General features: G+C 69.7%; 22 protein-coding genes. 3 read left to right on the forward strand and 19 right to left on the reverse strand.

Going from position 1 to position 22344, the window contains the following annotated elements:
* Positions 1–4: 4 nt before the first annotated feature.
* The 3 genes from nadD to IE275_RS07600 all read right to left on the reverse strand — a co-directional run bounded on the left by nadD (position 5) and on the right by IE275_RS07600 (position 1188).
* Entirely contained in the window at positions 5–631 is a 627-nt protein-coding gene (gene nadD / locus IE275_RS07590) for a nicotinate-nucleotide adenylyltransferase (protein ID WP_189709010.1), read from the reverse strand.
* A gap of 79 nt (positions 632–710) precedes the next feature.
* Positions 711–875 (reverse strand): hypothetical protein, encoded by a 165-nt coding sequence (locus tag IE275_RS07595; protein ID WP_189709012.1) that lies wholly within the window; start codon positions 873–875, stop codon positions 711–713.
* 151 nt (positions 876–1026) lie between these two features.
* The gene (locus IE275_RS07600; RefSeq protein ID WP_189709013.1) at positions 1027–1188 is read right to left on the reverse strand and encodes a hypothetical protein; all 162 of its coding nucleotides are present in this window, start codon (positions 1186–1188) and stop codon (positions 1027–1029) included.
* Positions 1189–1332: 144 nt separating this feature from the next.
* Here IE275_RS07600 and IE275_RS07605 point away from each other — a divergent pair, with 144 nt between their 5' ends.
* Complete coding sequence (locus IE275_RS07605) at positions 1333–2502, forward strand: M48 family metallopeptidase (protein WP_189709015.1); 1170 nt, start codon at positions 1333–1335, stop codon at positions 2500–2502.
* A gap of 48 nt (positions 2503–2550) precedes the next feature.
* Here IE275_RS07605 and IE275_RS07610 read toward each other — a convergent pair whose 3' ends face one another.
* The 5 genes from IE275_RS07610 to proB all read right to left on the reverse strand — a co-directional run bounded on the left by IE275_RS07610 (position 2551) and on the right by proB (position 7800).
* Positions 2551–3621, reverse strand: coding sequence for an SCO2583 family membrane protein (locus IE275_RS07610; protein ID WP_189709017.1), 1071 nt, complete (start codon positions 3619–3621; stop codon positions 2551–2553).
* Positions 3622–3756: 135 nt separating this feature from the next.
* Positions 3757–4323, reverse strand: a complete 567-nt coding sequence (locus IE275_RS07615) for an SCO2584 family spore wall biosynthesis protein (protein ID WP_189709019.1) — start codon at positions 4321–4323, stop codon at positions 3757–3759.
* A 131-nt stretch (positions 4324–4454) separates the two neighbouring features.
* Positions 4455–5741, reverse strand: coding sequence for a glutamate-5-semialdehyde dehydrogenase (locus IE275_RS07620; protein ID WP_189709021.1), 1287 nt, complete (start codon positions 5739–5741; stop codon positions 4455–4457).
* Between the two features lie 281 nt (positions 5742–6022).
* Positions 6023–6529, reverse strand: coding sequence for a DUF8830 family protein (locus IE275_RS07625; RefSeq protein ID WP_373299188.1), 507 nt, complete (start codon positions 6527–6529; stop codon positions 6023–6025).
* A 164-nt stretch (positions 6530–6693) separates the two neighbouring features.
* On the reverse strand, positions 6694–7800 hold the full coding sequence (gene proB / locus IE275_RS07630; RefSeq protein ID WP_189709022.1) for a glutamate 5-kinase: 1107 nt from the start codon (positions 7798–7800) through the stop codon (positions 6694–6696).
* A gap of 255 nt (positions 7801–8055) precedes the next feature.
* Here proB and IE275_RS07635 point away from each other — a divergent pair, with 255 nt between their 5' ends.
* Positions 8056–9462: a polysaccharide pyruvyl transferase family protein gene (locus IE275_RS07635; protein WP_189709024.1), complete on the forward strand. Its 1407-nt coding sequence runs from the start codon at positions 8056–8058 to the stop codon at positions 9460–9462.
* Between the two features lie 110 nt (positions 9463–9572).
* On the opposite strand, the gene IE275_RS07640 is transcribed toward IE275_RS07635, so the two are convergent.
* The 10 genes from IE275_RS07640 to IE275_RS07685 form a co-directional block, all read right to left on the reverse strand.
* On the reverse strand, positions 9573–10802 hold the full coding sequence (locus IE275_RS07640) for a glycosyltransferase family 2 protein (protein ID WP_189709026.1): 1230 nt from the start codon (positions 10800–10802) through the stop codon (positions 9573–9575).
* 175 nt (positions 10803–10977) lie between these two features.
* On the reverse strand, positions 10978–13056 hold the full coding sequence (locus IE275_RS07645; protein WP_189709028.1) for a hypothetical protein: 2079 nt from the start codon (positions 13054–13056) through the stop codon (positions 10978–10980).
* A 157-nt stretch (positions 13057–13213) separates the two neighbouring features.
* The gene (locus tag IE275_RS07650) at positions 13214–14713 is read right to left on the reverse strand and encodes a bifunctional cytidylyltransferase/SDR family oxidoreductase (protein WP_189709030.1); all 1500 of its coding nucleotides are present in this window, start codon (positions 14711–14713) and stop codon (positions 13214–13216) included.
* Positions 14714–14940: 227 nt separating this feature from the next.
* Positions 14941–16128 (reverse strand): hypothetical protein, encoded by a 1188-nt coding sequence (locus tag IE275_RS07655; protein WP_189709032.1) that lies wholly within the window; start codon positions 16126–16128, stop codon positions 14941–14943.
* A gap of 110 nt (positions 16129–16238) precedes the next feature.
* Positions 16239–17801, reverse strand: a complete 1563-nt coding sequence (locus IE275_RS07660; protein WP_189709034.1) for an alkaline phosphatase D family protein — start codon at positions 17799–17801, stop codon at positions 16239–16241.
* Between the two features lie 174 nt (positions 17802–17975).
* On the reverse strand, positions 17976–19412 hold the full coding sequence (gene obgE, locus IE275_RS07665; protein ID WP_189709836.1) for a GTPase ObgE: 1437 nt from the start codon (positions 19410–19412) through the stop codon (positions 17976–17978).
* Between the two features lie 114 nt (positions 19413–19526).
* Entirely contained in the window at positions 19527–19781 is a 255-nt protein-coding gene (rpmA, locus tag IE275_RS07670) for a 50S ribosomal protein L27 (protein WP_010041940.1), read from the reverse strand.
* A gap of 16 nt (positions 19782–19797) precedes the next feature.
* Positions 19798–20118 carry a 50S ribosomal protein L21 gene (rplU, locus tag IE275_RS07675; protein WP_007381993.1) on the reverse strand — a complete coding sequence of 107 codons (321 nt, stop codon included), beginning with the start codon at positions 20116–20118 and terminating at the stop codon, positions 19798–19800.
* Between the two features lie 205 nt (positions 20119–20323).
* Complete coding sequence (locus IE275_RS07680) at positions 20324–20938, reverse strand: Uma2 family endonuclease (RefSeq protein ID WP_229870150.1); 615 nt, start codon at positions 20936–20938, stop codon at positions 20324–20326.
* A gap of 92 nt (positions 20939–21030) precedes the next feature.
* Positions 21031–21414: an ATP-binding protein gene (locus IE275_RS07685; protein WP_189709036.1), complete on the reverse strand. Its 384-nt coding sequence runs from the start codon at positions 21412–21414 to the stop codon at positions 21031–21033.
* A 119-nt stretch (positions 21415–21533) separates the two neighbouring features.
* Here IE275_RS07685 and IE275_RS07690 point away from each other — a divergent pair, with 119 nt between their 5' ends.
* A complete protein-coding gene (locus IE275_RS07690) occupies positions 21534–21728 on the forward strand; it encodes a DUF397 domain-containing protein (RefSeq protein ID WP_189709038.1) in 195 nt (64 codons plus the stop codon).
* A gap of 150 nt (positions 21729–21878) precedes the next feature.
* On the opposite strand, the gene IE275_RS07695 is transcribed toward IE275_RS07690, so the two are convergent.
* The gene (locus tag IE275_RS07695; protein ID WP_189709040.1) at positions 21879–22334 is read right to left on the reverse strand and encodes an SMI1/KNR4 family protein; all 456 of its coding nucleotides are present in this window, start codon (positions 22332–22334) and stop codon (positions 21879–21881) included.
* Positions 22335–22344 lie beyond the last annotated feature (10 nt).

Genomic DNA, 22344 nt, shown 5'->3' on the forward strand with positions numbered 1-22344 from the left:
CGGCTCACTCGCCGCGGTACAGCTCGCGCTTGTCGATGTAACGCACGACTCCGTCCGGCACCATGTACCAGATGGGGTCGCCCTTGGCGACTCTCGCGCGGCAGTCCGTGGAGGAGATGGCGAGCGCGGGGACCTCGACCAGCGAGACACCGCCCTCGGGCAGACCGGGGTCCGTCAGCTGGTGGCCCGGCCGGGTGACCCCGATGAAGTGCGCGAGGGAGAACAGCTCCTCGCTGTCCCGCCAGGTCAGGATCTGGCCGAGCGCGTCGGCGCCGGTGATGAAGAAGAGGTCGGTGTCGGGGTTGAGGGCCCGCAGGTCGCGCAGGGTGTCCACGGTGTAGGTGGGGCCGCCGCGGTCGATGTCGATCCGGCTCACCGAGAACTGCGGGTTCTCGGCGGTGGCGATGACCGTCATCAGGTAGCGGTCCTCGGCCGGGGAGACTCTGCGGTGGCTCTTCTGCCAGGGCTCGCCCGTCGGGACGAACACGACCTCGTCCAGGTGGAACTGCGCGGCGACCTCACTGGCCGCCACGAGGTGTCCGTGGTGGATCGGATCGAACGTCCCGCCCATGACGCCGAGGCGGCGCTTGCCCGGGTTCGACGGGCCGGTAGGCATGTCCTGCTCTCCCATGCGTGCAGACCCTACCGGCCCCGCCTGAGGGCGCTGTTCGAGGGACGCCCGGACTGCCCCGGTATGGGCACCGTGCGTCTCAGCGGTCGCGGTTGAAGCGGGTGGTGATCCACAGCAGGAGCACCAGGATGATGAAGGCGGCACCACCGGTGACCAGCGGGTTCAGGCTCTCGTGGTTGCCACCGTGCTCCTCACCCTCGGCGGCGAGGGTGACCAGCTGGGCAGCGGCGCTGTGAAGGCTCATCTTCGGCAGGACCTATCCGGTGGTGTGGGCGGGATAAAGATGTCGGCCCATCGTATGCGGGCGGCTCGGCGGCGATCACGCCGACTCCGCCATTGGGGACGCGGGTTGCCCTGTCGGCCGTTTCGCGGCGGCGGGGAACCTTCCCGTCGGCTCAGTCGTCCTTCCGCTTGTAGCCCCTCAGCAGGAACCACGCGGTGAGCGCACCACCCAGGATCATCACGATCAGTACGACGCGGAGCAGATTCCCCGCCCCCTGCTGCTGGGCGGCGTCGGCGGCCTCGGTCAGCCAGGCGGTCGCGGGGTGGTGCTCCATGGCGCGGGACTCCTTCGGTGTAGTGCCCGTCCACGGTAACTCCGCCTAGGCTGAGCTCTGCTTCGGGGGCGTAAAGGGCCGCACAAGGGTCCGCAAAAGGGGCCGTGCGTAAAGGGCCACACCACAACGCACATGGGGGAAGACATGTCCGAAGACGGCCGCGAGTACAACGGCTCCGGGGGTCTGCCGAGCAGGCAGCGCAGGCGGTTCCCGGGCATCTCCTCGCGTGCGTACGAGCACCCGGCCGACCGTTCCGCCCTGGTGGCGCTGCGCAAGCTGAGCGGTTTCGACACGGTGTTCAAGGCGCTCAGCGGGCTGCTGCCCGAGCGGAGCCTGAGGCTGCTGTTCCTGTCCGACTCGGTGCGCGTCTCCGACCAGCAGTTCACGCACCTCAACGACATGCTGCGGGACGCCTGTTACGTCCTGGACCTGGAGAAGGTCCCGCCGATGTACGTCAACCAGGACCCGCAGCCCAACGCGATGTGCATCGGTCTGGACGAGCCGATCATCGTGGTCACCACCGGGCTCGTGGAGCTGCTCGACGAGGAGGAGATGCGGGCGGTCATCGGCCACGAGGTGGGCCATGCCCTGTCCGGGCACGCGGTGTACCGCACGATCCTGCTGTTCCTGACGAACCTCGCCATCCGGGTCGCCTGGATCCCGCTGGGCAACCTCGCGATCATGGCGATCGTGACGGCGCTGCGCGAGTGGTTCCGCAAGTCGGAGCTGTCCGCCGACCGTGCCGGCCTGCTGGTCGGCCAGGACCTGCGGGCCTCGATGCGCGGCCTGATGAAGATCGCGGGCGGCAATCACCTGCACGAGATGAACGTGGACGCGTTCCTGAAGCAGGCCGAGGAGTACGAGGCCGGCGGCGATCTGCGCGACTCCGTGCTGAAGATCCTGAACGTGCTGCCCCGTACGCACCCCTTCACCACGGTGCGCGCGGCCGAGCTGAAGAAGTGGGCCGAGTCCCGCGAGTTCCAGCGGATCATGGACGGGCACTACCCGCGGCGCGCCGAGGACAAGGACACCTCGGTCACGGACTCCTTCCGCGAGTCGGCCGCCCACTACACGACCAGTGTGAAGAACTCCAAGGACCCGCTGATGAAGCTGGTCTCCGACATAGCGGGCGGGGCGGGCGACCTGGGCGGCAGGGTGCGGCGGGGCTTCGGCGGCTTCGCCGGCTCGGCGCCCTCGGAGGACGGGCCGAGGAACGGCTCGGACGGAAGCGGCCCGGACGCGGGCGACGGGAACGGCACCTCTGGCGGCGGCCCGGACGGACCGACGGACACGCCCCCGCGCGACAAGAGCTGAGCAAGGCCGAGCGGGGCCGAGCGGGGCCGAGCAAGGCCGAGCGGGGCCTCACACCTTCGGCTGTGTACTCACCGCCAGCACCCCGCACAGCGCCGGGACGCCGCCCGTGGCGTACGGGTCGGTGCCGGCCGGGCCGCCCTCCTTCGCGGTCTGGCCGGCCAGCAGCGGGCGCAGACGGTTGGCGGAGTCCTCGGCACAGGACAGCGGTCCGGCCTGGACGAAGGAGACGACCAGCTGGAGCTGGTTGGTGCGCAGGTTGTCACGGTCGAAGCGGAAGTGCAGCTCGCGGCGGACGGTGAACAGGGACGCCGGGGTCCCCGCTTCGGCGCCGGCCGGCCGCAGCGCGTACACGAAGGTGTGGTCGGCGGTGACCTCGAGGGTGGAGGCGTCGGTCTCGGCGGCCGTCAGTGTGCCCTGGACGCGGATCCGGTCGCTCGCCAGCTCGGCCCGGGCGGGGTCGAAGCGGATCAGCCAGCCGGTCGGCGCGTGCCGTCCGTCGGCGGCCGGGTGGGCGAAGCTCTCGTCGAACTGGTCGAGCTGGTCGCCGTCGATCAGCCCGCGCACCGGCCGCACCTGCTGACCGGTGAGCACCTCCGGGTAGAGGGAGGAGCGCACGAGGTACTGCTTGGCGTTGTTCAGCGCGGCGAAGACCTGGCTGTCGGAGAAGTGCGCGGTGCGCCGGTAGGTCGGCAGCGGGATGCCCGCGGCTCCGACGCGGTACCGGGCAGCGGGGCTGTGCGCGTACAGCGCCTCGGTGTCGGCGGCGCCGGGCACGGCGCCCTGCGGGGCGAGCGGGACGAGGGTCATCCGCAGGGGTTCGACGGGCCGGCGGGCCGCCGGGCTCTGGTAGGGGTTGCGCAGGCTCATGTAGATGGCGGTGCCGAAGGCGAGGGCGATCAGCAGGACCAGCAGCAGCGCCTGCCGGGTCAGGCCCCGGCGCAGGGGCGGGCGCCGGCGTACGGCGGGCGCGTGGTCGGCCATGCGTTCCTGCGCGGAGTACTCCTGGAGGCGGGCAGCGCGGACGAACGATTCGTCGAAGACGACGGATCGGTACTCGTCCTCGCCACCTCCGGGGGCGCCCTCGGGTGTCCCCTCAGGTGGCTCTCCAGGCCCGCCCATACTTTCAGGGTAGGTCGCGCGGAGCCCGGGTAAACGCCCTGCCGCGCGACAAGTTCTGACAGGTTCTCACCAGGTTCGTCGCTGGTGCCCGCGGCCGGGCCGGCGCCCGCGCCGGGCCGTGCGCCCCTGCTGCGGTCAGGGCGTGCGCGGGACGGCGGAGACCGGTGGCTGGGAGTAGTCGGCCGATGCGGACGGGGGCGCGGCGCTGCCCTGTTCCAGGCCGGTGGTGGCGGGCGGCGGCACCTGGTCCCGGCTGTCCGAGGAGGCGCCCCGGTAGACGGCGGCGAAGGCCAGCGCGACCATGCCAACGCCCATGACGACGGCGAGCATCCAGGCGACGGGGCGGTGCCAGCGGACCTGCTTGGCGTAGGGCCCGGAGGATCCGTAGCGGCCGTCGAGGTCGTCGGCGTCGTCGGCGTCCAGGTCGTCGTATTCCGGATCATGGCCGAAATCGCCGCCGGGGCGGTAGAGGTCGTCGTAGTGGTCGCCGCGGGCACGGGCCCGGCGGGCCTCGGCCTCGGCTCTCGCCTCGGCGGCGGCCAGGAGGCGCTCGACGGCGGTCGGCTCGTGCACCACGGCCGCCCGTACGAAGGCCTCGTCGAAGACCACGGAGGCGAACTCTTCGTCCGACACCCCGCGGTCATGGTCGTCGTCGGGATCCCAGCCGTCAGGGAACGGCATACCCCCCACGTCCTCCGGCACGGATCCAGAGTAGACCTGGGGGGTCAATTTGGGCAGACGGTAGGGAAATTCATCCGCCTGATGAGACGCCGCACGCCCGGACCGGAGGCGTCTGCCACCCGCAGGTGCGCCCCCCTCGCCCCTGGGGTCCGTCAGCGGCGTACGTGCCCGTCGCCGGTGACGATGTACTTGGTGCTGGTCAGCTCCGGCAGGCCCATGGGGCCCCGGGCGTGCAGTTTCTGGGTGGAGATGCCGATCTCGGCGCCGAAGCCGAACTGGCCGCCGTCCGTGAAGCGGGTGGAGGCGTTCACGGCCACCGTGGTGGAGTCGACCAGCTGGGTGAAGCGGCGGGCCGCCTGCTGGGAGGTGGTGACGATGGCCTCGGTGTGGCCGGAGGTCCACAGCCGGATGTGCTCGACGGCCTTGTCGAGGGAGTCGACGACGGCGGCGGCGATGTCGTAGGAGAGGTACTCGGTCTCCCAGTCCTCCGTGGTGGCCTCGACGACGGTCGCCTCGGAGTCCTTGGCGTAGGCCATGACCCGCTCGTCCGCGTGGACGGTGACACCGGCCGCGGCGAGGGCGTCCAGGGCGCGGGGCAGGAACTCGGCGGCGATGTCCTGGTGGACGAGGAGGGTCTCGGCGGCGTTGCAGACGCTGACCCGGTGGGCCTTGGAGTTGATCAGGATGTCGACCGCCATGTCGAGGTCGGCCTGGGCGTCGACGTAGACGTGGCAGTTGCCGGTGCCGGTCTCGATCACCGGGACGACGGACTCGGAGACGACCGTGCGGATGAGGGAGGCGCCGCCGCGCGGGATGAGGACGTCCACGAGCCCCCGGGCGCGCATGAGCTCGCGCACGCTCTCCCGGCTCTCGCCGGGCACCAGCTGGACGGCGTCGGCGGGCAGCCCGGCGCCGCCGACGGCGTCGCGGATCACCCGGACGAGGGCGGTGTTCGACTCGTAGGCGGAGGCGGAGCCGCGCAGCAGGACCGCGTTGCCGGACTTCAGGCAGAGGGCGGCGGCGTCCACGGTGACGTTGGGGCGGGCCTCGTAGATGATGCCGACGACGCCGAGCGGGACGCGGACCTGGCGCAGGTCGATGCCGTTGGGGAGGGTGGAGCCGCGGACCACTTCGCCGACCGGGTCGGGCAGCGCGACGACGTCGCGGACGTCGGAGGCGATGGCCCGTACCCGCTCCGGGGTCAGGGTCAGCCGGTCGACGACCGACTCGGCCGTACCGGCTTCCCGGGCCTTGGCGATGTCCCGGGCGTTGGCCTCGACGATCTCGCTCGTACGGACCTCCAGCGCGTCCGCGATGGCGAGCAGCGCGTCGTCCTTGGCGGCCCTGGGCAGCGGCGCGAGATCGGCGGCGGCCGCCTTGGCGCGGTAGGCGGCCTGGGTGACCGGGGACATGGCGTCGTACGGCGAGAGCGTGGTCATACGGGAAGGGTAGTGCGCCGTGAGAACCGGGCCACCGCGCATCCCACACCCCGAGACGAGGGTCGAGACGGGTCCGGGAAGGGTCGGGGACGGGTCCGGGACGGGGGCCGGCGGGGCCGGATGCGCCCCTGGGGCGCGCCCGGAGCACTCCCCTGAGCGCCCCCCTGACCCGCGCCCTGACCGGCCCCTGAGCGCGCCCCCTGCCCCGTGCCCTGACCGGCCCCTGGCCGCGCCCTGACCGCGCTCCCCGACCACCCTGGGGATCCGCCCGCCCCGGCCGGTCAGAAGGGGTGGACCCCTACGGGGGTGGCCGGGGCGGGTCCGTAGCCCTCTGCGATGCGCTGGTGGTAGGTCTGGCGGTCGATGACCTCCAGGCCGACGATCTCCCAGGGGGGCAGGCCGGCCGTCTGGCGGTGTTCGCCCCACAGGCGCAGGGCGACGGCGGCCGCGTCGTGCAGGTCGCGGGCCTCCTCCCAGTACCGGATCTCCGCGTGGTCGGGGGCGTATCTGCTGGTCAGCAGGAAGGGATGGTCGTGGGCGAGCTGTTCGAGCGCGCGCCGGACCTCCTTCAGCGGGGCCTCCTCGCCCGAGACGCTCAGGGTCACGTGCCACAGCCGGGGCGCGTCGGCGGGGCGCGTGCCCTCGGAGCTCTCCCGCTCCTCGGCCCGGTAACGCTCCCCGGCCGCCACGCTGGTCAGGGCGCGCTCCTCGCCGGGCACCCGGGAAGGCGAGGGGGCGGGCCCGTCGGTACTGGTACTCCCACGGGCCGCCGCCACCCCAGGGCGCACTCGTGTCACGACGGCCTCCTTTACGCAGCGCTTCAGCGAACTCGGCGGAATGTCTCCGTGAGACAAAGTTGAGCAGGCCGCAGGGCTCCGCGGGGGGCTTTCACGGAACGTCCCCCACCGGTACGGACCGTTCGAGCCCGTCCGGAGACAGCCGTTCGACGGCCTCAGGGATGCAGGATGACCAGGTCGTCGCGGTGGACGACCTCCCGTTCGTACTCCGCTCCCAGCTCGCGCGCCAGGTCCCGGGTGGACCGTCCGATCAGCTGGGGGATCTCGCGGGCGTCGAAGTTGACGAGCCCCCGGGCCACCGGCCGCCCGGCGGTGTCGCGCAGCTCGACGGGGTCGCCCGCGCTGAATTCGCCCTCGACGCCGGCGATCCCGGCCGGCAGCAGCGAGGTGCGCCGCTCGACGACCGCGCGCACCGCCCCGTCGTCCAGGGTCAGCGAGCCCTGCGGGGTGGAGGCGTGCTGGAGCCAGAGCAGCCGGTCGGCGGAGCGTCTGCCGGTGGCGTGGAAGTAGGTGCCGGTGTCGCCGCCGCCGAGGGCGTCGGCCGCGTGGACGGCGCTGGTGAGGACCACGGGGATGCCGGCGGCGGCCGCGATCCGGGCGGCCTCGACCTTGGTGACCATGCCGCCGGTGCCGACGCCCGCCTTGCCGGTGCTGCCGATCTCCACGTGCGCGAGGTCCTCGGGGCCCCGTACCTCGGCGATCCGGGAGGTCCCGGGTTTCGTGGGGTCGCCGTCGTAGACGCCGTCGACGTCGGAGAGCAGCACGAGCAGGTCGGCGTGGACGAGGTGGGCGACGAGGGCGGCGAGGCGGTCGTTGTCGCCGAAGCGGATCTCGTCGGTGGCGACGGTGTCGTTCTCGTTGACGATCGGGAACGCGCCCATCGCGAGCAGCTTGTCGAGGGTGCGTGAGGCGTTGCGGTGGTGGGCGCGCCGGCTCATGTCGTCGGAGGTGAGCAGTACCTGGCCGACGCGGACGCCGTAGCGGGCGAAGGAGGCGGTGTAGCGGGCGACGAGCAGGCCCTGGCCGACACTGGCGGCGGCCTGCTGGCGGGCGAGGTCCTTGGGGCGGCGGCGCAGGCCGAGCGGGGCGAGGCCGGCGGCGATGGCGCCGGAGGAGACGAGGACGATCTCCTTCTCCCCTCCGCTGCGGCTCTTGGCGAGGACGTCGACGAGCGCGTCGACCCGGTCGGCGTCCAGTCCGCCCGAGGCGGTGGTCAGCGACGAGGAGCCCACCTTGACGACGATCCTGCGGGCTTCGCCCACGGCCTGCCTTGCCCCTGCCACTGTGATTTTCGCCCCTCGCGTAGGTCCACGACTGCCTGGCAATCTACGCGAACGGGGCCATGGGCCGCGCGCGAGTTCCAGTCCCCGGACAGCCGCGCGGACGCTGTGGATCATCCTCTTTGCGTGACCCTTTGCTCACGCGTTGCGTACGGCAAAAAGGTTGTGCAGGTTCCACATGGAGATTGAAGGTCATCCAAATTTATTTTGAAGTTTGTGTCACCTACAGTTCGCCCTGTGAAGCGCCTACTCCTCAGGTCGGGGAAGAGCCCTTTCGACGTGGTCCCCGTCGAGGAAGCTCTCCACCGCGACGTGTTCGCCACCAATTCCGGCAATCTGATCTTCAGTGATGCCGCGCACAAGATCCTCACCGTGCCCGGCCGGACGGAGGTCGTCTCCAACGGGATAGCGACCGACGTCAATGCCGCGGCCCGCATCAACGAGGAGTACGACGCCTTCGTCGTGCCCCTCGCCAACGCCTTCCGGCCGTCGTTCGAGGTCCCGCTCCAGCGGCTGACCCGGCTGATATCCAAGCTGAAGATCCCGGTCGTGGTCCTCGGCGTCGGTGCGCAGGCCGGCCTGGACAACGACGCGGCACGGCTGAAGGCGATGGAGCCGACCGTGCGCGGGTTCGTCTCGGCGGTGCTGGACCACAGTGCCTCGATCGGTGTCCGCGGCGAGTTCACCGCGAAGTACCTCACCGACATGGGCTTCCGGGACATCGAGATCATCGGCTGTCCGTCGCTGTTCATGCACGGCGACCGGCTCGACGTCGAGAAGCGGGCGGCCGAGCTGACCCCGCAGTCCCGGATCGCGATCAACGGTTCGCACAGCGCGGTCCGCTACGGCGGTCTGGCCCCGATCATCACCAGCACCCACGCGCGGTACGAGAACCTGTGCTTCATCGGCCAGAACCTCACCGACGCGCGGCAGCTGCACTGGCGGGACATCAATTCCTCGGCCGGCCGGCTCAGGACGATGCCGACCCACCCGGACCACCCGATGTACCGCGAGGGCAAGGCCAGGGTGTACGTCGACCCGGTCACCTGGATCGACGACCTCAAGGAGTACGACTTCTCGTTCGGCTCGCGCATCCACGGCAACATCGCGGCGCTGCTGGCCGGCACCCCGGTGACCGTGCTGTGCGGCGACTCCCGGACGCTGGAGCTGTGCCGCTACTTCGAGATCCCGCACCGGCAGCTGAACGAGGTGCCGGCGGACGTCGACCCGGCGCGGCTGTACGAGGAGGCCGACTTCGGCGCTCTGAACGGCAACCACCGCGAGCGGTTCGACCGGTTCATGGGCTTCCTGGAGAAGAACGGCCTGGAGAACACCTTCACCCACGGTGACGGCGGCGAGGCGTTCGACAAGCAGCTGCGTTCGCTGAAGTTCCCGGCGGGTGTACGGCCCTGGATCGACGCCGACCTGGCCTCGCTGACCAGCCGTTTCGGCTGGCTCCAGCAGCGCATCACCGAACTGGACACCAACAACGCCCAGTTGAAGCGGGAGCTGGCGAAGTCCCGGGCGCTCGGCGCGAAGGCGGCCGCCAAGGCCGCCGCGGTCATCCCGGCCCCGTCGATCTACCGGCGCGCCCGGCGTGTGGTGGGCGGGCCGCTGCGCCGCGCCCTCAAGCCGACGAAGTGACCGAAGCGGAGGGGCCCGGTCCTTGCCCCGGGACCGGGCCCCTTCGTATACGGCCGTCGCCGGGCCGTCCTCGGCGTACTGTCGAGCCGTCGCCGGCGTCCGGCCGCCGGCTAGGCCGCCGCGGTCCCCCGCGGCCCCGTGAACTTCTTCTTCAGCCTGCGCAGTCTGCGCCGCACCTTGCGGTTGGCGGCGCGCAGGAAGGTCTCCGCCGGGACCTCGCGCCAGCCCGGGTACGCCTTGGCCTCGCGGGGTTCGGCGAGGTAGACGCGGTCGGGGACGCCGGCCTTGCGGGAGCGGTAGTGCGGGTAGGCCAGGTAGAGCTTGGTGGCGCCCTTCTTCAGGACGGGAGCGGGCTCCTTCTTGTCCTTGATGAACTGGATGACGTCCAGGAGGAGGTCGGGGCGCTGCATGGCCACCAGTTCCAGCCGCAGCCGCTCGTGGACCTTGAGCCGCTGGGCCACGCCCTCGTTCCAGTAGGCGTCCATCAGGGGCTTGGCCAGTTCGAACTTGGTGCGCCGGATCGTCTCGTCCTGACGCAGTAGGACCGGCCCGAACTGCGGCAGCAGGGTGACGAGGAAGGGGCGGACCATGAGCACGTCCCGCTTGGGGCCGGGCGGCAGCATCCGCTCCAGCAGCCCCATCAGGGCGCGCGCGGAGTCGAAGCGCAGGGTGTAACTGCCGCTCTTCGTCACGTGCTTGCCGTCGTCGCGGCCCACCAGGTAGTAGCAGGTGTGGTCGGCGACGATGGACACGCCGTCGGCCCGCAGATAGGCCTCCATGGTGAACAGCGCGTCCTCGCCGGTCCACAGCGACTCGTCGAACCGCATGCCGTGCCGCTCCAGGAACTCCCGGCGGAACAACTTCTGCGCGCTCAGCGTGAACTTGATGTTGGAGGTGAAGACGTCCGTACGGTCACGGTTCTTGCCCCACATCGACTTGGGCGCGTTGCGGTTGACGCCCTCCACCTTGCCGAGGACGACGTCGGTGCTGTTGCGGTCGCCCATGGCGACCATCCGCTCCAGGGCCTGTGTGCCGAGCCGGTCGTCGGCGTCGAGGAAGAACACGTAGCGTCCGGTGGCCTTGCCGAGGCCGACGTTGCGCGGGCCGCTGGGTCCGCCGGAGTTCTCCTGGCGGATCACGGTGACCGCCATGGACGCGCGGGCGGCGAACTCCTCGAGGTAGTCCCCCGTGCCGTCCTGGGAGCCGTCGTCGACGGCTATGACCTCGATGCGCGTCGGGTCCAGCGTCTGCGCTTCGACGGACGCCAGGCACTCCACGAGATACGGCATCGCTTCGTACGCCCCGATGATGACCGTGACGTCAGGCTGCGCAAGGGTCATTTCTCCCCCTCAGCACGCAACGTTTCCCCCTATGGAAGATTCTTGATACCCGGTAGACGGTTCAAGGGTTGAACAGGTTGCCCACCTCCTGGCACGTGTTCCAGGTCACAGTTTGCGAAAAAAACTCGGCCCCCGGAGAAAGACTCCGGGGGCCGAGTTCCTGGAAATACGAACGTCAACCGGTTGTAACACCCTTGGTCAGAGCCGCGCCGTCCGTGGCCGCGCCGTCCGCCGCGGCGGCCCGGGACTCCTGCCCGACGTTGCGGGCCTCGGCCTTGAGCGCGAGGTCGGCGATCGCGGCGTCGAACTGTTCGAGGGAGGTCGGCTCGTCGGGTCCGAGCAGGTACTCCTTCAGTTCCTTGCGGTCCCCGGCCAGCGCGTCCGAGCCCCGGTCGCGCACCGCGCCGAGCAGCTGGTCCAGGCCCTCGGCGCCGTTGTCGAGGATCACCGCGGCACGCACCGCGGTGTTCTGCCGCCGGAACTCCTCCGCGCCCAGCTCCGCCGAGTCCGTGACGGCGTACGGCTTGCCGCTGGCGATGAAGTCGGAGACCACGCTGGAGATGTCGGAGACCATGCCCTCGGAGGCGTTGAAGCAGTCGTACAGGCGCGGTTCGGCGCCCGTGATCACCCGGTGCTCGAAGGAGGGGAAGGTCCGCCAGTACGCGGCGTTCCACTCGGCGCGCAGCCGGGCGGCCTCCTCGTGCTTGCGCATGTCGACGATGCCGTCGCGGCTGGTCACCGCCTCGTCGGCCTTCTCGTCGAAGGACAGCGACAGCTCCGCGAGGCGGGCCGCCAGGCGGGTCAGCTCCGCCTTGGCCTTCGTCTGCCCTGCCGGGTCGGCCGTGAAGCGGGAGTCGGCGGCGCGCTGCTGGGCGGCCTGCTTGATCAGGGCGGTGATCCGGCGGTGCGCGGCGGCCGCCTTGGCGCTGCGGGTGCCGGTGAAGGGGTGCGGCTTGTAGAGCACCCGCACCGGGGGCTCGGCCGCGACCAGCTTCTTCACGATGTTCTCGCCGGCCAGCAGGATCGAGGTGTTGCCCGGGTTGTCGTCCCAGCCCTCCCAGGTGGGCGCGTAGAGGACGGTCGGGATGCGGTCCTCGGGCGCGCCCTTCCAGGTCTCGATCGGCGCGAGCTGGGGGCGGCCGACCTCCACGATGTCCTCGTCACGGATGCCGACGTCGGCGATGGCGTAGCGGTCGCGGCCGGCCCGGCCGGCGGTCCACACCTCGTCGTAGGCCTTGCTGAACGGGTTGACGCTGGCGAGCTTGTCGCTGTCGCCGTGGCCGATGAAGACGTGCTTCATGGTGGGGACGCGCAGCATGTGGATGTTCTTGCCGACGTTCGCGGCGTACAGCGTGACCCGCACCATGGACAGGTCCATGTTCATCAGGTGCACCCCCCCGGGCACGCAGATGACGGGGACCGTGGTGGGGGCCATCCGCTCCAGGACGGCCCGCTCCCGCAGGACGATCAGCGGCCGGGAGTCCAGCTGCTCCATCGTCTCCAGCCACATGTTGACCTGGTAGGCGGAGTCCTTGGAGCCGGAGAAGTAGAGCACGGTCTCCGGCCGGTACTCGCGCAGCCAGGTGCTGACGACGGCCAGCACCTTGTCGGGCTTGGGCGGCAGCCGGCGGGCGCGCAGGTGCGGCACCAGCGCGACGACGTACAGCGTGCCCAGGACGACGGTGACGGCGACGCCCGCGAAGCCCGCCGGCGCGGAGTCGGTGAGCGCGTAGACGAGCAGGCCCGCCACCGCGGCGAGGTCCAGGTGGAGCATCTTCAGGGAGGCCCGGGTCATCAGCCGGCGCGGCGGGGCGTCCGGGACGGTGAGCCGGGAGACCAGGTCGACGTTCCGGGTGACGACCGGCATCTGGCGGCGCTTGCCGATGAGCGTGACGAGCGCGCCGTGCGGGGCCTGGAGGCCGAAGAAGACCGCGAAGCCGGCGATCGCCGTGTAGAAGACCGGCTCGTCCGAGAGGCCGAGTCTCGCCAGCAGCAGGATCAGCAGCAGTTCGCGGACCAGGAACCGGGTGGGCAGACCGACCCTCAGCCTGTTCAGCAGGTTGAGGAGGTAGGTGCCCTTGCGGTGGAGGTAGAGGTCCGCCAGGTACGTCACGGCGGCCGCGGCGGCGAAGGCGGGGGTGCTCGGGACGAGCGCGGCCAGCATGAGGCAGGGGTAGCCCAGCATCATGAGAACCGCCGCGGCCAGCTCGGCCGCGCTGCCCACCCGGGCCACGCGAATAGCGGTGGATATCACGGAGAAACCTGCTCTGGGAGGGGTGCCGGTCATAGAAGCCAAAAGTCCGGAAAATCCTTTGTGTAGGTTTCGGGAGCTTTACGGCTTCAGGCCCCTGTGAATTCTCCGTAAACAAGGAGCCACAGAGGCCTGAATTTCAATGGCTATTTGCGGTTGATTATGCCATGCCGTCCTGACGGTCGAGCACCGAGGCCAGTGCCTGCTCGAAGCCGGACGCCTTGCCCGCGGCGGCCGTCGGGTCCTGCTGGCGGACGTCGATGACATGCCCGGTGAGCTCGGAGAGCAGCACGTCGAGCGAGGTCCGGGCGACGGCCTCGGAGGAGAGCAGGCTGCCCGCCGGTTCCTGTCCGAAGGCCTTGGTCCGCATGGGTGTCGCCGTGCGCTCCGGGTTGACGCAGTTGACCCGGATGCCGTCGCCGGCCCACTCGTCGGACAGGGCCTGGGTGAGGTTCACCATGGCCGCCTTGGTGGAGGAATAGAGGCTGTACTCGGCGCGGCCGCGGGTGTAGCTGCTGGACGTGTACAGCAGCAACTGCCCCTTTGTCTCGGCGAGGTACTTGTAGGCCGAACGGGCGATCTGCACCGGCGCGAGGTAGTTGACCTTCAGCGCTTCCTCGATGGTCGCGTTGTCGGTCTCGGCCAGCTTGCCGATGCGCAGCACGCCGGCGGTGTTGACGACGTAGTCGATGCGCCCGGTCTCGCTGTACGCCTTGGACAGCGCGTCGTCGACCTCCTCCGGGTTCTCCACGTGCGTGCCCGTGGTGGAGCGGCCCAGGGCGTAGACGGTGGCGCCGTAGGACTCCGCGAGCTCGGAGATGTCCTTGCCGATGCCGTAGGAGCCGCCGAAGACGACGACGGTCTTGCCGCTCAGCAGTTCGCGGTAGACCTCCTCGCTCATCTGCTCGGGCGTGGCGGAGGAGGCCAGCTGGAACAGCTTGTCGGCGATGAAGACGTCGACCGGCTGGGTGACCTTCATGTTGTACTCGTCGCCCGCCACGACGTGGATCGGCACGTCCGGCAGGTACCGCAGGACGACCGAGCAGTCGTCGGTGGCCTGGAAGTTGGGGTCGCCGGCCGCGACCTCGTAGGCCCGGCGGATCGTCGACAGCTTGAACGCCTGCGGGGTCTGCCCGCGGCGCAGCCGGGAACGGTCCGGGATCTCGGTGATGAACTCGCCGTCCTCGCCGTGGGTGCGGGTGACGATGATGGTGTCGGCGGACGGGATGGCGACGTCGACGGCCTGGTAGCGCTCCAGCGCGGCCACGCAGTCGTCGATGACGCGCTGCGAGAGCAGGGGACGTACGGCATCGTGGAAGAGGACGTTGACGTCCTCGCCGTCGGCCAGGCCCTCGCCCAGGGCGGCGATGGCGCGCTCGGTCGTCTCGTTCCGCGTGCTGCCGCCCTCGATGATCCTGGAGACCTTCTTGAATCCGGCCTTGGCGACAATCTTCTCGATGTCGGGCACATAGCCCTGGGCCATCAGCACGATGACGTCGTCGATCGAGTCGGCCTTCTCGAAGGTGGTCAGGGTGTGCTCGATGACGGCCTTGCCTGCGATCTTCAGCAGCTGCTTGGGGATCGACAGACCCACACGCTGACCGGTACCGCCGGCCAGGATCACTGCGGTCGTACGGGGCTTGGCTATGTGCTGGGACACCAGAAGACCTACCTTGGGGCGACGGGGAACGGGGAAATGGTCCCACTTACGGTTACCGCGATGCAAGGTGAGCGCCCTTCGCCGCATATGTGCGCGCCACCCGCCATTCACCTTGCACCGCTGGTGATTGGTAAGACGAGTCGGAGACCGTGGCGTGCCCCCGCCGGAAATCCTGTGAGTAACTCCACAGCGAGCGAGTGATACCTGAGAGTGACGGTGAGGGAGTTTCAGCGGCGGCGCAGCCGTTTGAGGCAGCGGCGCCCGAGAACTCGCACCAGTTCCCCGGACGACGTCTGGTGCACCCCGCGCGCGGAGGCCCGGTCCGTGGTGGCGGCCGCCGCCGCGAGCGCCCCGTACAGCGCCTGAGCGGCCACCTCTGGCGCGATGACCGCCTCCGCGGGGCCCGCGGAGGCGGCCGGCTTCGGGGCGGCGGACAGCAGTGCCGGATCACCGAGGACCCGTACCCCCATGGCGGCGATGCGCTCGGCCATGTCGGCGCCGATCCCGGCGGCCGCCTCGACCGCCCACCCGGGGGTGGAGATCTTCACGTCCCGTGACGTCGGGCGGCACGCGTTCTTCATATGCATGACCGCGCCGTTGCGGATAAGTTTCGAATAAAGCTCGTCGGGCAGATCATTGCCCCGGAATTCCCTATTAAGATTCCGCAGCATTTCGGTCTCGGCCAGGGTCAGCGAGCGATTCGCGGTGTCCGGAACGGACTCCAGGAGATGGGCCGGAAGCCCCAGCAGCGCCTCGAAGGTGCGCATCAGCCCCTCCCGGTCCCGGTCGTCGACCACGACGACGGTGACCCGGTCCGCGCCCACCACCCGCACCCAGCGCTCCACGAGCCGGTCGTGCCGGTGGCGCCGCCAGAAACTCGGGTTGGGCTTCTCGTAGGGCGCCTTGCGGAGCATGTGCTCCAGCCAGTCCTCGTAGCCCATGCGCAGCCCGTTCTGGACGTACTGCTGCCACTGCGAGGGCATGATCCTGGCCAGCGGGCGCAGGGTGACCAGGACGTGCACCCGCTCCCCGCCGAGCTGCTCCACGACCCGCTCGACGACGGAGTCGTCCGGGGCGTCGGCGAAGAACTCGCTGCTGATCACGGAGGTCTTCCCGCCGGTGGCCGCCACCTGGTCCACCAGCTGCCGCCAGTGCCGCTCGGTGGGCGTGGTGTCACCGATCATCCCCGCGCGGGAGCAGGCGGCCAGCACGGCCTGCATGGGGTGCCGGCTCGTCGCCGGGAACTCGACACCGTACGCCGGCAGCTTCTCCCTGGCTCCGAACAGAGCGCCCTGGATCGAGGTCGTGCCGGTCTTGTGCGGGCCGATGTGCAACAGGCGGGTGCCGGCGGGCAGCGGAGTGACCTCCGCGGGGGCGTTCACCGGGGCGTCGTCTCTCGTACAGTCCGTCTCCATGGTCAAGGGACGGTAAGAGGTGTACCTGAGGAGGCGCTGAGAAGAGCCTGGGACAGGGATGAGTCCCAGGCTCCGTTCACACCGGATTCACACGGTTCACGCCATCCGGATCACAGCACCCGCACCCCCGGCCTGCCGTCCGTGACGCGCAGCTTCGCCAGCGTGCGGGCGGTCGCCGTCGGCTTGAGGACGGTGTTCACGACCCGCACCTGGGCGTCGACGGCGTCGTTGCGGAGGTCGAACAGGTGGTAGCCGCAGTGGGCGTCGATCAGCTTCCAGTGCGGGTTGTCGGCCTTCAGCGGGTCCCACTGGGCGTGGAAGGCGGCCTGGTCCCGGTCGCCGCCGCTGGAGATCGACGTGCCGACGAACTCGGCGCCGACCGTGGCGGAGGAGGGGTCGGCGAAGTCCCGCTTCAGATCGCTGATCATCGTCAGGTGCCGGTCGCCGCTGAGCACGACGGGGTTGCGGACGGAGGCGAACTCCCCGAGGAGCGCGCCTCGTTCGGCCTGGTAGCCGTCCCAGGCGTCGTAGTACCAGAGCTTGCCCCGCCCGGGCAGCAGATCGGTCTCGGCCATCATGATCTGGGAGGCGATCAGGTTCCAGCGGGTGCCGGAGCCGCGCAGCGAGTCGAGCAGCCACCGCTTCTGCGCGGCGCCGAGCATGGTGAGCGCGGGGTCCTTCGCACCCTCCTGGCCGACCGCCTGATCGCTTCGGTACTGGCGGGTGTCCAGCACGTTCAGCGTGGCCAGCTGCCCGAAGCGCAGGGTGCGGTACATCCGGATGTGCGGCCCGTTCGGGATCGCCGTCGCCCGTACCGGCATGTGCTCGTAGTACGCCTGGTAGGCCGCGGTGAGCCGGGCCACGAAGGCGGCGTGCGTCTGCTTGTCGGGGTCCTGCGGGATCTCCCCGGCGAAGTCGTTGTCCACCTCGTGGTCGTCGAAGGTCACCACCCAGGGCGCGTGGGCGTGCATCCGCTGGAGGTCGGGGTCGGTGCGGTACTGGGCGTACCGGTTGCGGTACTGCGTGAGGGTGTACGGCTCCCCGCCGCCCTCGTGCCGGCGCACGGCCGTCGCGGAGGGCACCGACTCGTAGATGTAGTCACCGACGAAGACGACGACGTCCGGGTCCTGCGCGTACATGTCGGCGTAGGGGGTGAAGTGGCCGTTCTGCCAGTTCTGGCAGGAGGCGAGCGCGAGCCGCAGCGAGGGCCCGAAGCCGAGGGGGCGGGGAGCGGTGCGGGTGCGGCCGACGGGCGAGATCTGGCCGCCGGTCCGGAAGCGGTACCAGTAGACGCGGCCGGGGCGCAGCCCTCGTACATCCACGTGAACGCTGTGCCCGTACTCGGGCCGGGCCTGGGCGACACCCCTGAGGACTCCGCCGCCGAACCGCGGATCGGTCGAGATCTCCCACTCCACCGACACGACCTGGGCGGGCATCCCGCCGCCGTGGAGCGGGTCGGGGGCGAGCCGCGTCCACAGCACGACCCCGTCGGGCAGCGGGTCCCCGGAGGCGACACCGAGCGTGAACACGCCGTCGGGCAGCCTGGTCCCGGCGGCACGGGCGGTGGCGGGCAGCCACAGCTGGGCGGAGGCGGCGGCGCCGAGCACGGCGGCGCCGGTGGTGAGCAGACGGCGGCGGTCCGGTGACGCGGCACGGTTCGCTCCGGCGGCCATCGGTGAACTCCCTTGCGTCGCTGACCTCTTGGACGCAAGAAAGGTGGCATGGGCAGCCAGTCAGGGCACTGAACGGAATGCCTCGCATGCATGACAAGTCGAAGGACAAAGGAGGACCCGTTGCGGGGGTTCCGCAACGGGTCCTGGGTACGTCGGAGGCTCTGGAGGGGCGCTCTAGAAGGGCTCGAAGCCCTCGAACTCCTGGGCCGCCTCGTCCCGTTCGGCCTGCTTGTCGCGGCGTCGCTGGGTCGCGGGACGCGGGGCGTCGAAGCGGTGGTCCTCGCCACGGCGGCCGAGCATCTCGGCACCGGCCATCACGGTCGGCTCCCAGTCGAAGACGACCGCGTTGTCCTCGGGACCGATGGCGACGCCGTCACCCGAGCGGGCGCCCGCCTTCATCAACGCCTCTTCCACACCGAGGCGGTTGAGCCGGTCGGCGAGGTAGCCGACGGCCTCGTCGTTGTTGAAGTCGGTCTGGCGCACCCAGCGTTCGGGCTTCTCGCCGCGGACGCGGAACAGGCCGTCCTCCTCCAGCGTGACGGTGAAGCCGGCCTCGTCCACGGCCTTGGGCCGGATGACGATCCGGGTCGCCTCCTCCTTCGGCTTGGCCGCGCGCGCCGCGCCCACCATCTCGGCGAGGGCGAAGGACAGTTCCTTGAGACCCAGGTGCGCCACCGCGGACACCTCGAAGACCCGGTAGCCCCGCGCCTCCAGGTCCGGCCGGACCATCTCGGCGAGGTCCTTGCCGTCCGGTACGTCGATCTTGTTCAGGACGACGATGCGGGGACGGTTGTCGAGGCCGCCGTACTGCTTGAGCTCCTCCTCGATGATGTCGAGGTCGGAGAGCGGGTCGCGCTCGGACTCCAGGGTCGCCGTGTCCAGCACGTGCACCAGGACGCTGCACCGCTCGACGTGGCGCAGGAACTCCAGACCGAGGCCCTTGCCCTGGCTGGCGCCCGGGATGAGACCGGGGACATCGGCGATGGTGTAGACGCTCGACCCGGCGGTGACCACGCCCAGGTTCGGGACGAGGGTCGTGAACGGGTAGTCCGCGATCTTCGGCTTGGCGGCGGACAGCACGGAGATCAGCGAGGACTTGCCCGCGCTCGGGTAGCCGACGAGGGCCACGTCCGCGACCGTCTTCAGCTCCAGGACGATGTCCTGGAGGTCACCGGGCACGCCGAGCAGCGCGAAGCCGGGCGCCTTGCGGCGGGCCGAGGACAGTGCCGCGTTGCCGAGGCCGCCGCGGCCGCCCTGGGCGGCGATGTACGAGGTGCCGTGGCCGACCAGGTCCGCCAGCACGTTGCCGGCCTTGTCCTGGATCACGGTGCCGTCCGGGACCGGCAGGATCAGGTCCTGGCCGTCCTTGCCGGAGCGGTTGCCGCCCTCGCCGGGCTTGCCGTTGGTGGCGCTGCGGTGGGGCTTGTGGTGGTAGTCGATGAGCGTGGTGACCGACTGGTCGACGACCAGGATCACGTCACCGCCGTGCCCGCCGTTGCCCCCGTCGGGGCCGCCGAGCGGCTTGAACTTCTCACGGTGGACGGAGGCACAGCCGTGACCTCCGTTACCCGCGGCGACATGCAGTTCGACGCGGTCCACGAAGGTGGTCATGGTAGGTGCCTCCAGCACTGCGAAAACGTACGGATGTGTCTTACTGCCTAACACGCGAAAGGCGGACCCGCCTTCCCACAGGGGAAGTGAGGTCCGCCTCGCGAAAGCTTCCGATCAGGCGACCGGAACGATGTTCACGACCTTACGGCCACGGTGGGTGCCGAACTGCACCGAACCGGCCTGGAGGGCGAACAGCGTGTCGTCGCCACCGCGGCCGACACCGGCGCCCGGGTGGAAGTGGGTGCCACGCTGGCGGACCAGGATCTCACCCGCGTTGACGACCTGACCGCCGAAGCGCTTCACGCCGAGCCGCTGGGCATTGGAGTCGCGACCGTTCCGAGTGGACGATGCGCCCTTCTTGTGTGCCATGTCTCAGTCCCTACCCTTACTTCGCAGCCGCGGGGATCTCAGTGACCTTGATCGCCGTGTACTGCTGGCGGTGGCCCTGACGACGGCGGTAGCCGGTCTTGTTCTTGTAGCGAAGGATGTCGATCTTCACACCCTTGTGGTGGTCCACGACCTCGGCCTGGACCTTGATGCCGGCCAGCACCCACGGGTCGCTGGTCACAGCGTCGCCGTCGACAACGAGCAGGGTCGAGAGCTCGACCGTGTCGCCAACCTTGGCAGTGGAAATCTTGTCAACCTCAACGATGTCGCCGACAGCAACCTTGTGCTGGCGGCCACCGCTGCGCACGATGGCGTACAAGCGGATCTCACTCTCTCGCTCGGGAACGGCACCCCCGCAGTCCAGTCACCCGGGAACGAACACGGGCAACCTCTCCCGGTCACCGGGAACCGGCATCCAGGAGGAAGAGGTTTACGGGGATGTGGCGCGCCTAGGAAACACGCCGACGGTCAAGACTACGGGCGGGCGCCGAGGGGGTCAAACCGGGCCGTCACCCCACCCCGCCTCACCTCTGCTCGACCTCGGGGTCCACGCCCTCCCCCTCGATGGCGAACCCGGACGTGTCCAGCTCGAAGTCGAACGGCGCGGGGATGCGTACAGGCCGCCCGAAGGGAACGTTGGTCCGGGACCGGTACCCCTTCGGAGAGGGATCCCACATCACATTGACCTCCCCGATCCGCATGTCGAGCAGCAGATACACGGGGACGATCCGCCCATACGTCGCCATCTTGTCGAGCCAGTCGACGTCCTTGGTGGAGTCGGAGGTCAGCTCGGCAACGAGGGAGAGGGCGGAGGCGTCGGCGTGGCGGCCGGCGGCGTCGAAGGCGGTTTCGTCGGCGACGAAGAGGTCGGGCCCGTAGCCACGCTCCCTGGACGGGAAGACGAAGAGGAAGGGCGAGGTCTCCGTGACATGCCCGTCCGGTGCATGCGCCTCCACCTGCGCACGCAGCCTTCGCATGGGACGCAGGTAACGCAGCTTCGACCACGGCGACACGACGATCTTCCCCCGGATGAGCTCGGCCGTGTAGCCGGCAGGTGTGTCCATCTCCTCGACGATCCGGAGCATCTCCTCGAAGGATCCGCTCGGCGGGGCGTCTATGGCCCGGGGACGCTCGGTCATGACGGTCACCACGATCCTCCACTGATTACAGAGCGTGTCGCTGGCACCACGATAGCGCCGGGGTGTGACAGCCGCCCGCCCCTCGGCGACGCTCACGCCCGGACCTCGCACCAGAGCAGCTTCCCGTCACGCCCGAGGGGGTACCCGCCCCACGCCTCCGCGTAATGACACACGAGGAACAGCCCGCGTCCCCCTTCGGCCGCCACGCCCGCCAGGACGGGCCGAAGGGACCCGGACCGCTTGTCGAAGGGAGGCGGGATGTGCGGGTTGGCATCCCAGACGCCCACCCGCAGCCGACTGCGCCCGAGCCCGCGAAGCCGGAGGGTCGCGGGGCCGGTGGAGTGCCGGTAGGCGTTGGTGACCAGTTCGGTGGCCAGCAGTTCGGCGGTGTCCTGGAGTTGAGGGATGCCGTGCCCGGCGAGAACGGCGCGAAGCGTGACACGGGCGATGCGTGCGGCCCGTGGGTCATGGGGCATGCACCTCCCCAGTTGGAGCGCTACCGCCTGATTTTGGACCGTACAACCCAAGCAGCCCTTCCTGCGGCCAAGTCCCGCGACTTCATCGCCCAACTCACCCAAGACCTTTGAAGGACCCCATGCCCGAACTGCACTCGCAGAAGTCCACATACAGCCAGGAAGCCTCCGCCTGCGTCTACCTCGCCGCGACTCCCGCCGGGGGGATCCTTCTCCGCGAGAGCGACGAACCGCAGACCATCCTCACCACCGGACTGAAACAGCTCAGCAATCTCGTATCCGCATGCATCACGTCCACCACGCTCCGAAACGGTTGACAGACGCGGCTGCACGGCTTCCGACGACCGCGCCTCCGATGAGAGCGGCCAGACGACATCAACGAAGTGATCCTCAAACTCGCCTGCTGTCTCATCACCCACCGGCAACTCGGCTCGTTGTGTCGCCGTAGTTACCGATGGGCCCTCACATCAGTTCGCGCGAAGCCCTTTACAATCTAGGAACTCCAGGAAATCGGCATACAAGAACTCGATGTGACCGTCTTCGTGATCCACGAAATCGACCCTCTCAAGGCAAACCCCATCGACCACCGAAAAACCCCACCAGTCACCTGTACCGACAGGTGCAACAGCAACAAATCCCCCCGAAGGGAATTCCGCTCGGTTGACACTCAGCAAGTCATCTCCGTCCTCATCGACCGAAACGACCGGCAGCAAGTCAAGGAAAAGGAACTGTCCCGCCCCGTGGCGTCGCATAAATTCCTTATACTTTCCTGGAAGTCGAACTTGAAGCTCCTGTTCCACTCGCATCAGATCGACGTCGGAAGCCGCCCAAGAGTCGAAGAGCTGAAATCCTTCCGGAAGGGTTCTCCCTGCACGTTCTGCGCGAACCGCGGATAGGCGGATTTCAAACTCTTCGAACTCCACAAGCGCTCCC

The organism is Streptomyces phaeofaciens (assembly GCF_014648915.1).
Classification (GTDB): Bacteria; Actinomycetota; Actinomycetes; order Streptomycetales; family Streptomycetaceae; genus Streptomyces; species Streptomyces phaeofaciens.

Excerpts from the sequence above, each read along its gene's own strand:
- IE275_RS07655 (WP_189709032.1), bottom strand. The coding sequence starts at position 16,128 with ATGGAGACGGACTGTACGAGAGACGACGCCCCGGTGAACGCCCCCGCG.
- rpmA (WP_010041940.1), bottom strand. The coding sequence starts at position 19,781 with ATGGCACACAAGAAGGGCGCATCGTCCACTCGGAACGGTCGCGACTCC.
- IE275_RS07600 (WP_189709013.1), bottom strand. The coding sequence starts at position 1,188 with ATGGAGCACCACCCCGCGACCGCCTGGCTGACCGAGGCCGCCGACGCC.
- obgE (WP_189709836.1), bottom strand. The coding sequence starts at position 19,412 with ATGACCACCTTCGTGGACCGCGTCGAACTGCATGTCGCCGCGGGTAAC.
- IE275_RS07640 (WP_189709026.1), bottom strand. The coding sequence starts at position 10,802 with ATGACCCTTGCGCAGCCTGACGTCACGGTCATCATCGGGGCGTACGAA.
- IE275_RS07690 (WP_189709038.1), top strand. The coding sequence starts at position 21,534 with ATGCCCGAACTGCACTCGCAGAAGTCCACATACAGCCAGGAAGCCTCC.
- IE275_RS07685 (WP_189709036.1), bottom strand. The coding sequence starts at position 21,414 with ATGCCCCATGACCCACGGGCCGCACGCATCGCCCGTGTCACGCTTCGC.
- IE275_RS07660 (WP_189709034.1), bottom strand. The coding sequence starts at position 17,801 with ATGGCCGCCGGAGCGAACCGTGCCGCGTCACCGGACCGCCGCCGTCTG.
- IE275_RS07610 (WP_189709017.1), bottom strand. The coding sequence starts at position 3,621 with ATGGGCGGGCCTGGAGAGCCACCTGAGGGGACACCCGAGGGCGCCCCC.
- IE275_RS07605 (WP_189709015.1), top strand. The coding sequence starts at position 1,333 with ATGTCCGAAGACGGCCGCGAGTACAACGGCTCCGGGGGTCTGCCGAGC.
- IE275_RS07680 (WP_229870150.1), bottom strand. The coding sequence starts at position 20,938 with ATGACCGAGCGTCCCCGGGCCATAGACGCCCCGCCGAGCGGATCCTTC.
- IE275_RS07595 (WP_189709012.1), bottom strand. The coding sequence starts at position 875 with ATGAGCCTTCACAGCGCCGCTGCCCAGCTGGTCACCCTCGCCGCCGAG.
- nadD (WP_189709010.1), bottom strand. The coding sequence starts at position 631 with ATGGGAGAGCAGGACATGCCTACCGGCCCGTCGAACCCGGGCAAGCGC.
- IE275_RS07620 (WP_189709021.1), bottom strand. The coding sequence starts at position 5,741 with ATGACCACGCTCTCGCCGTACGACGCCATGTCCCCGGTCACCCAGGCC.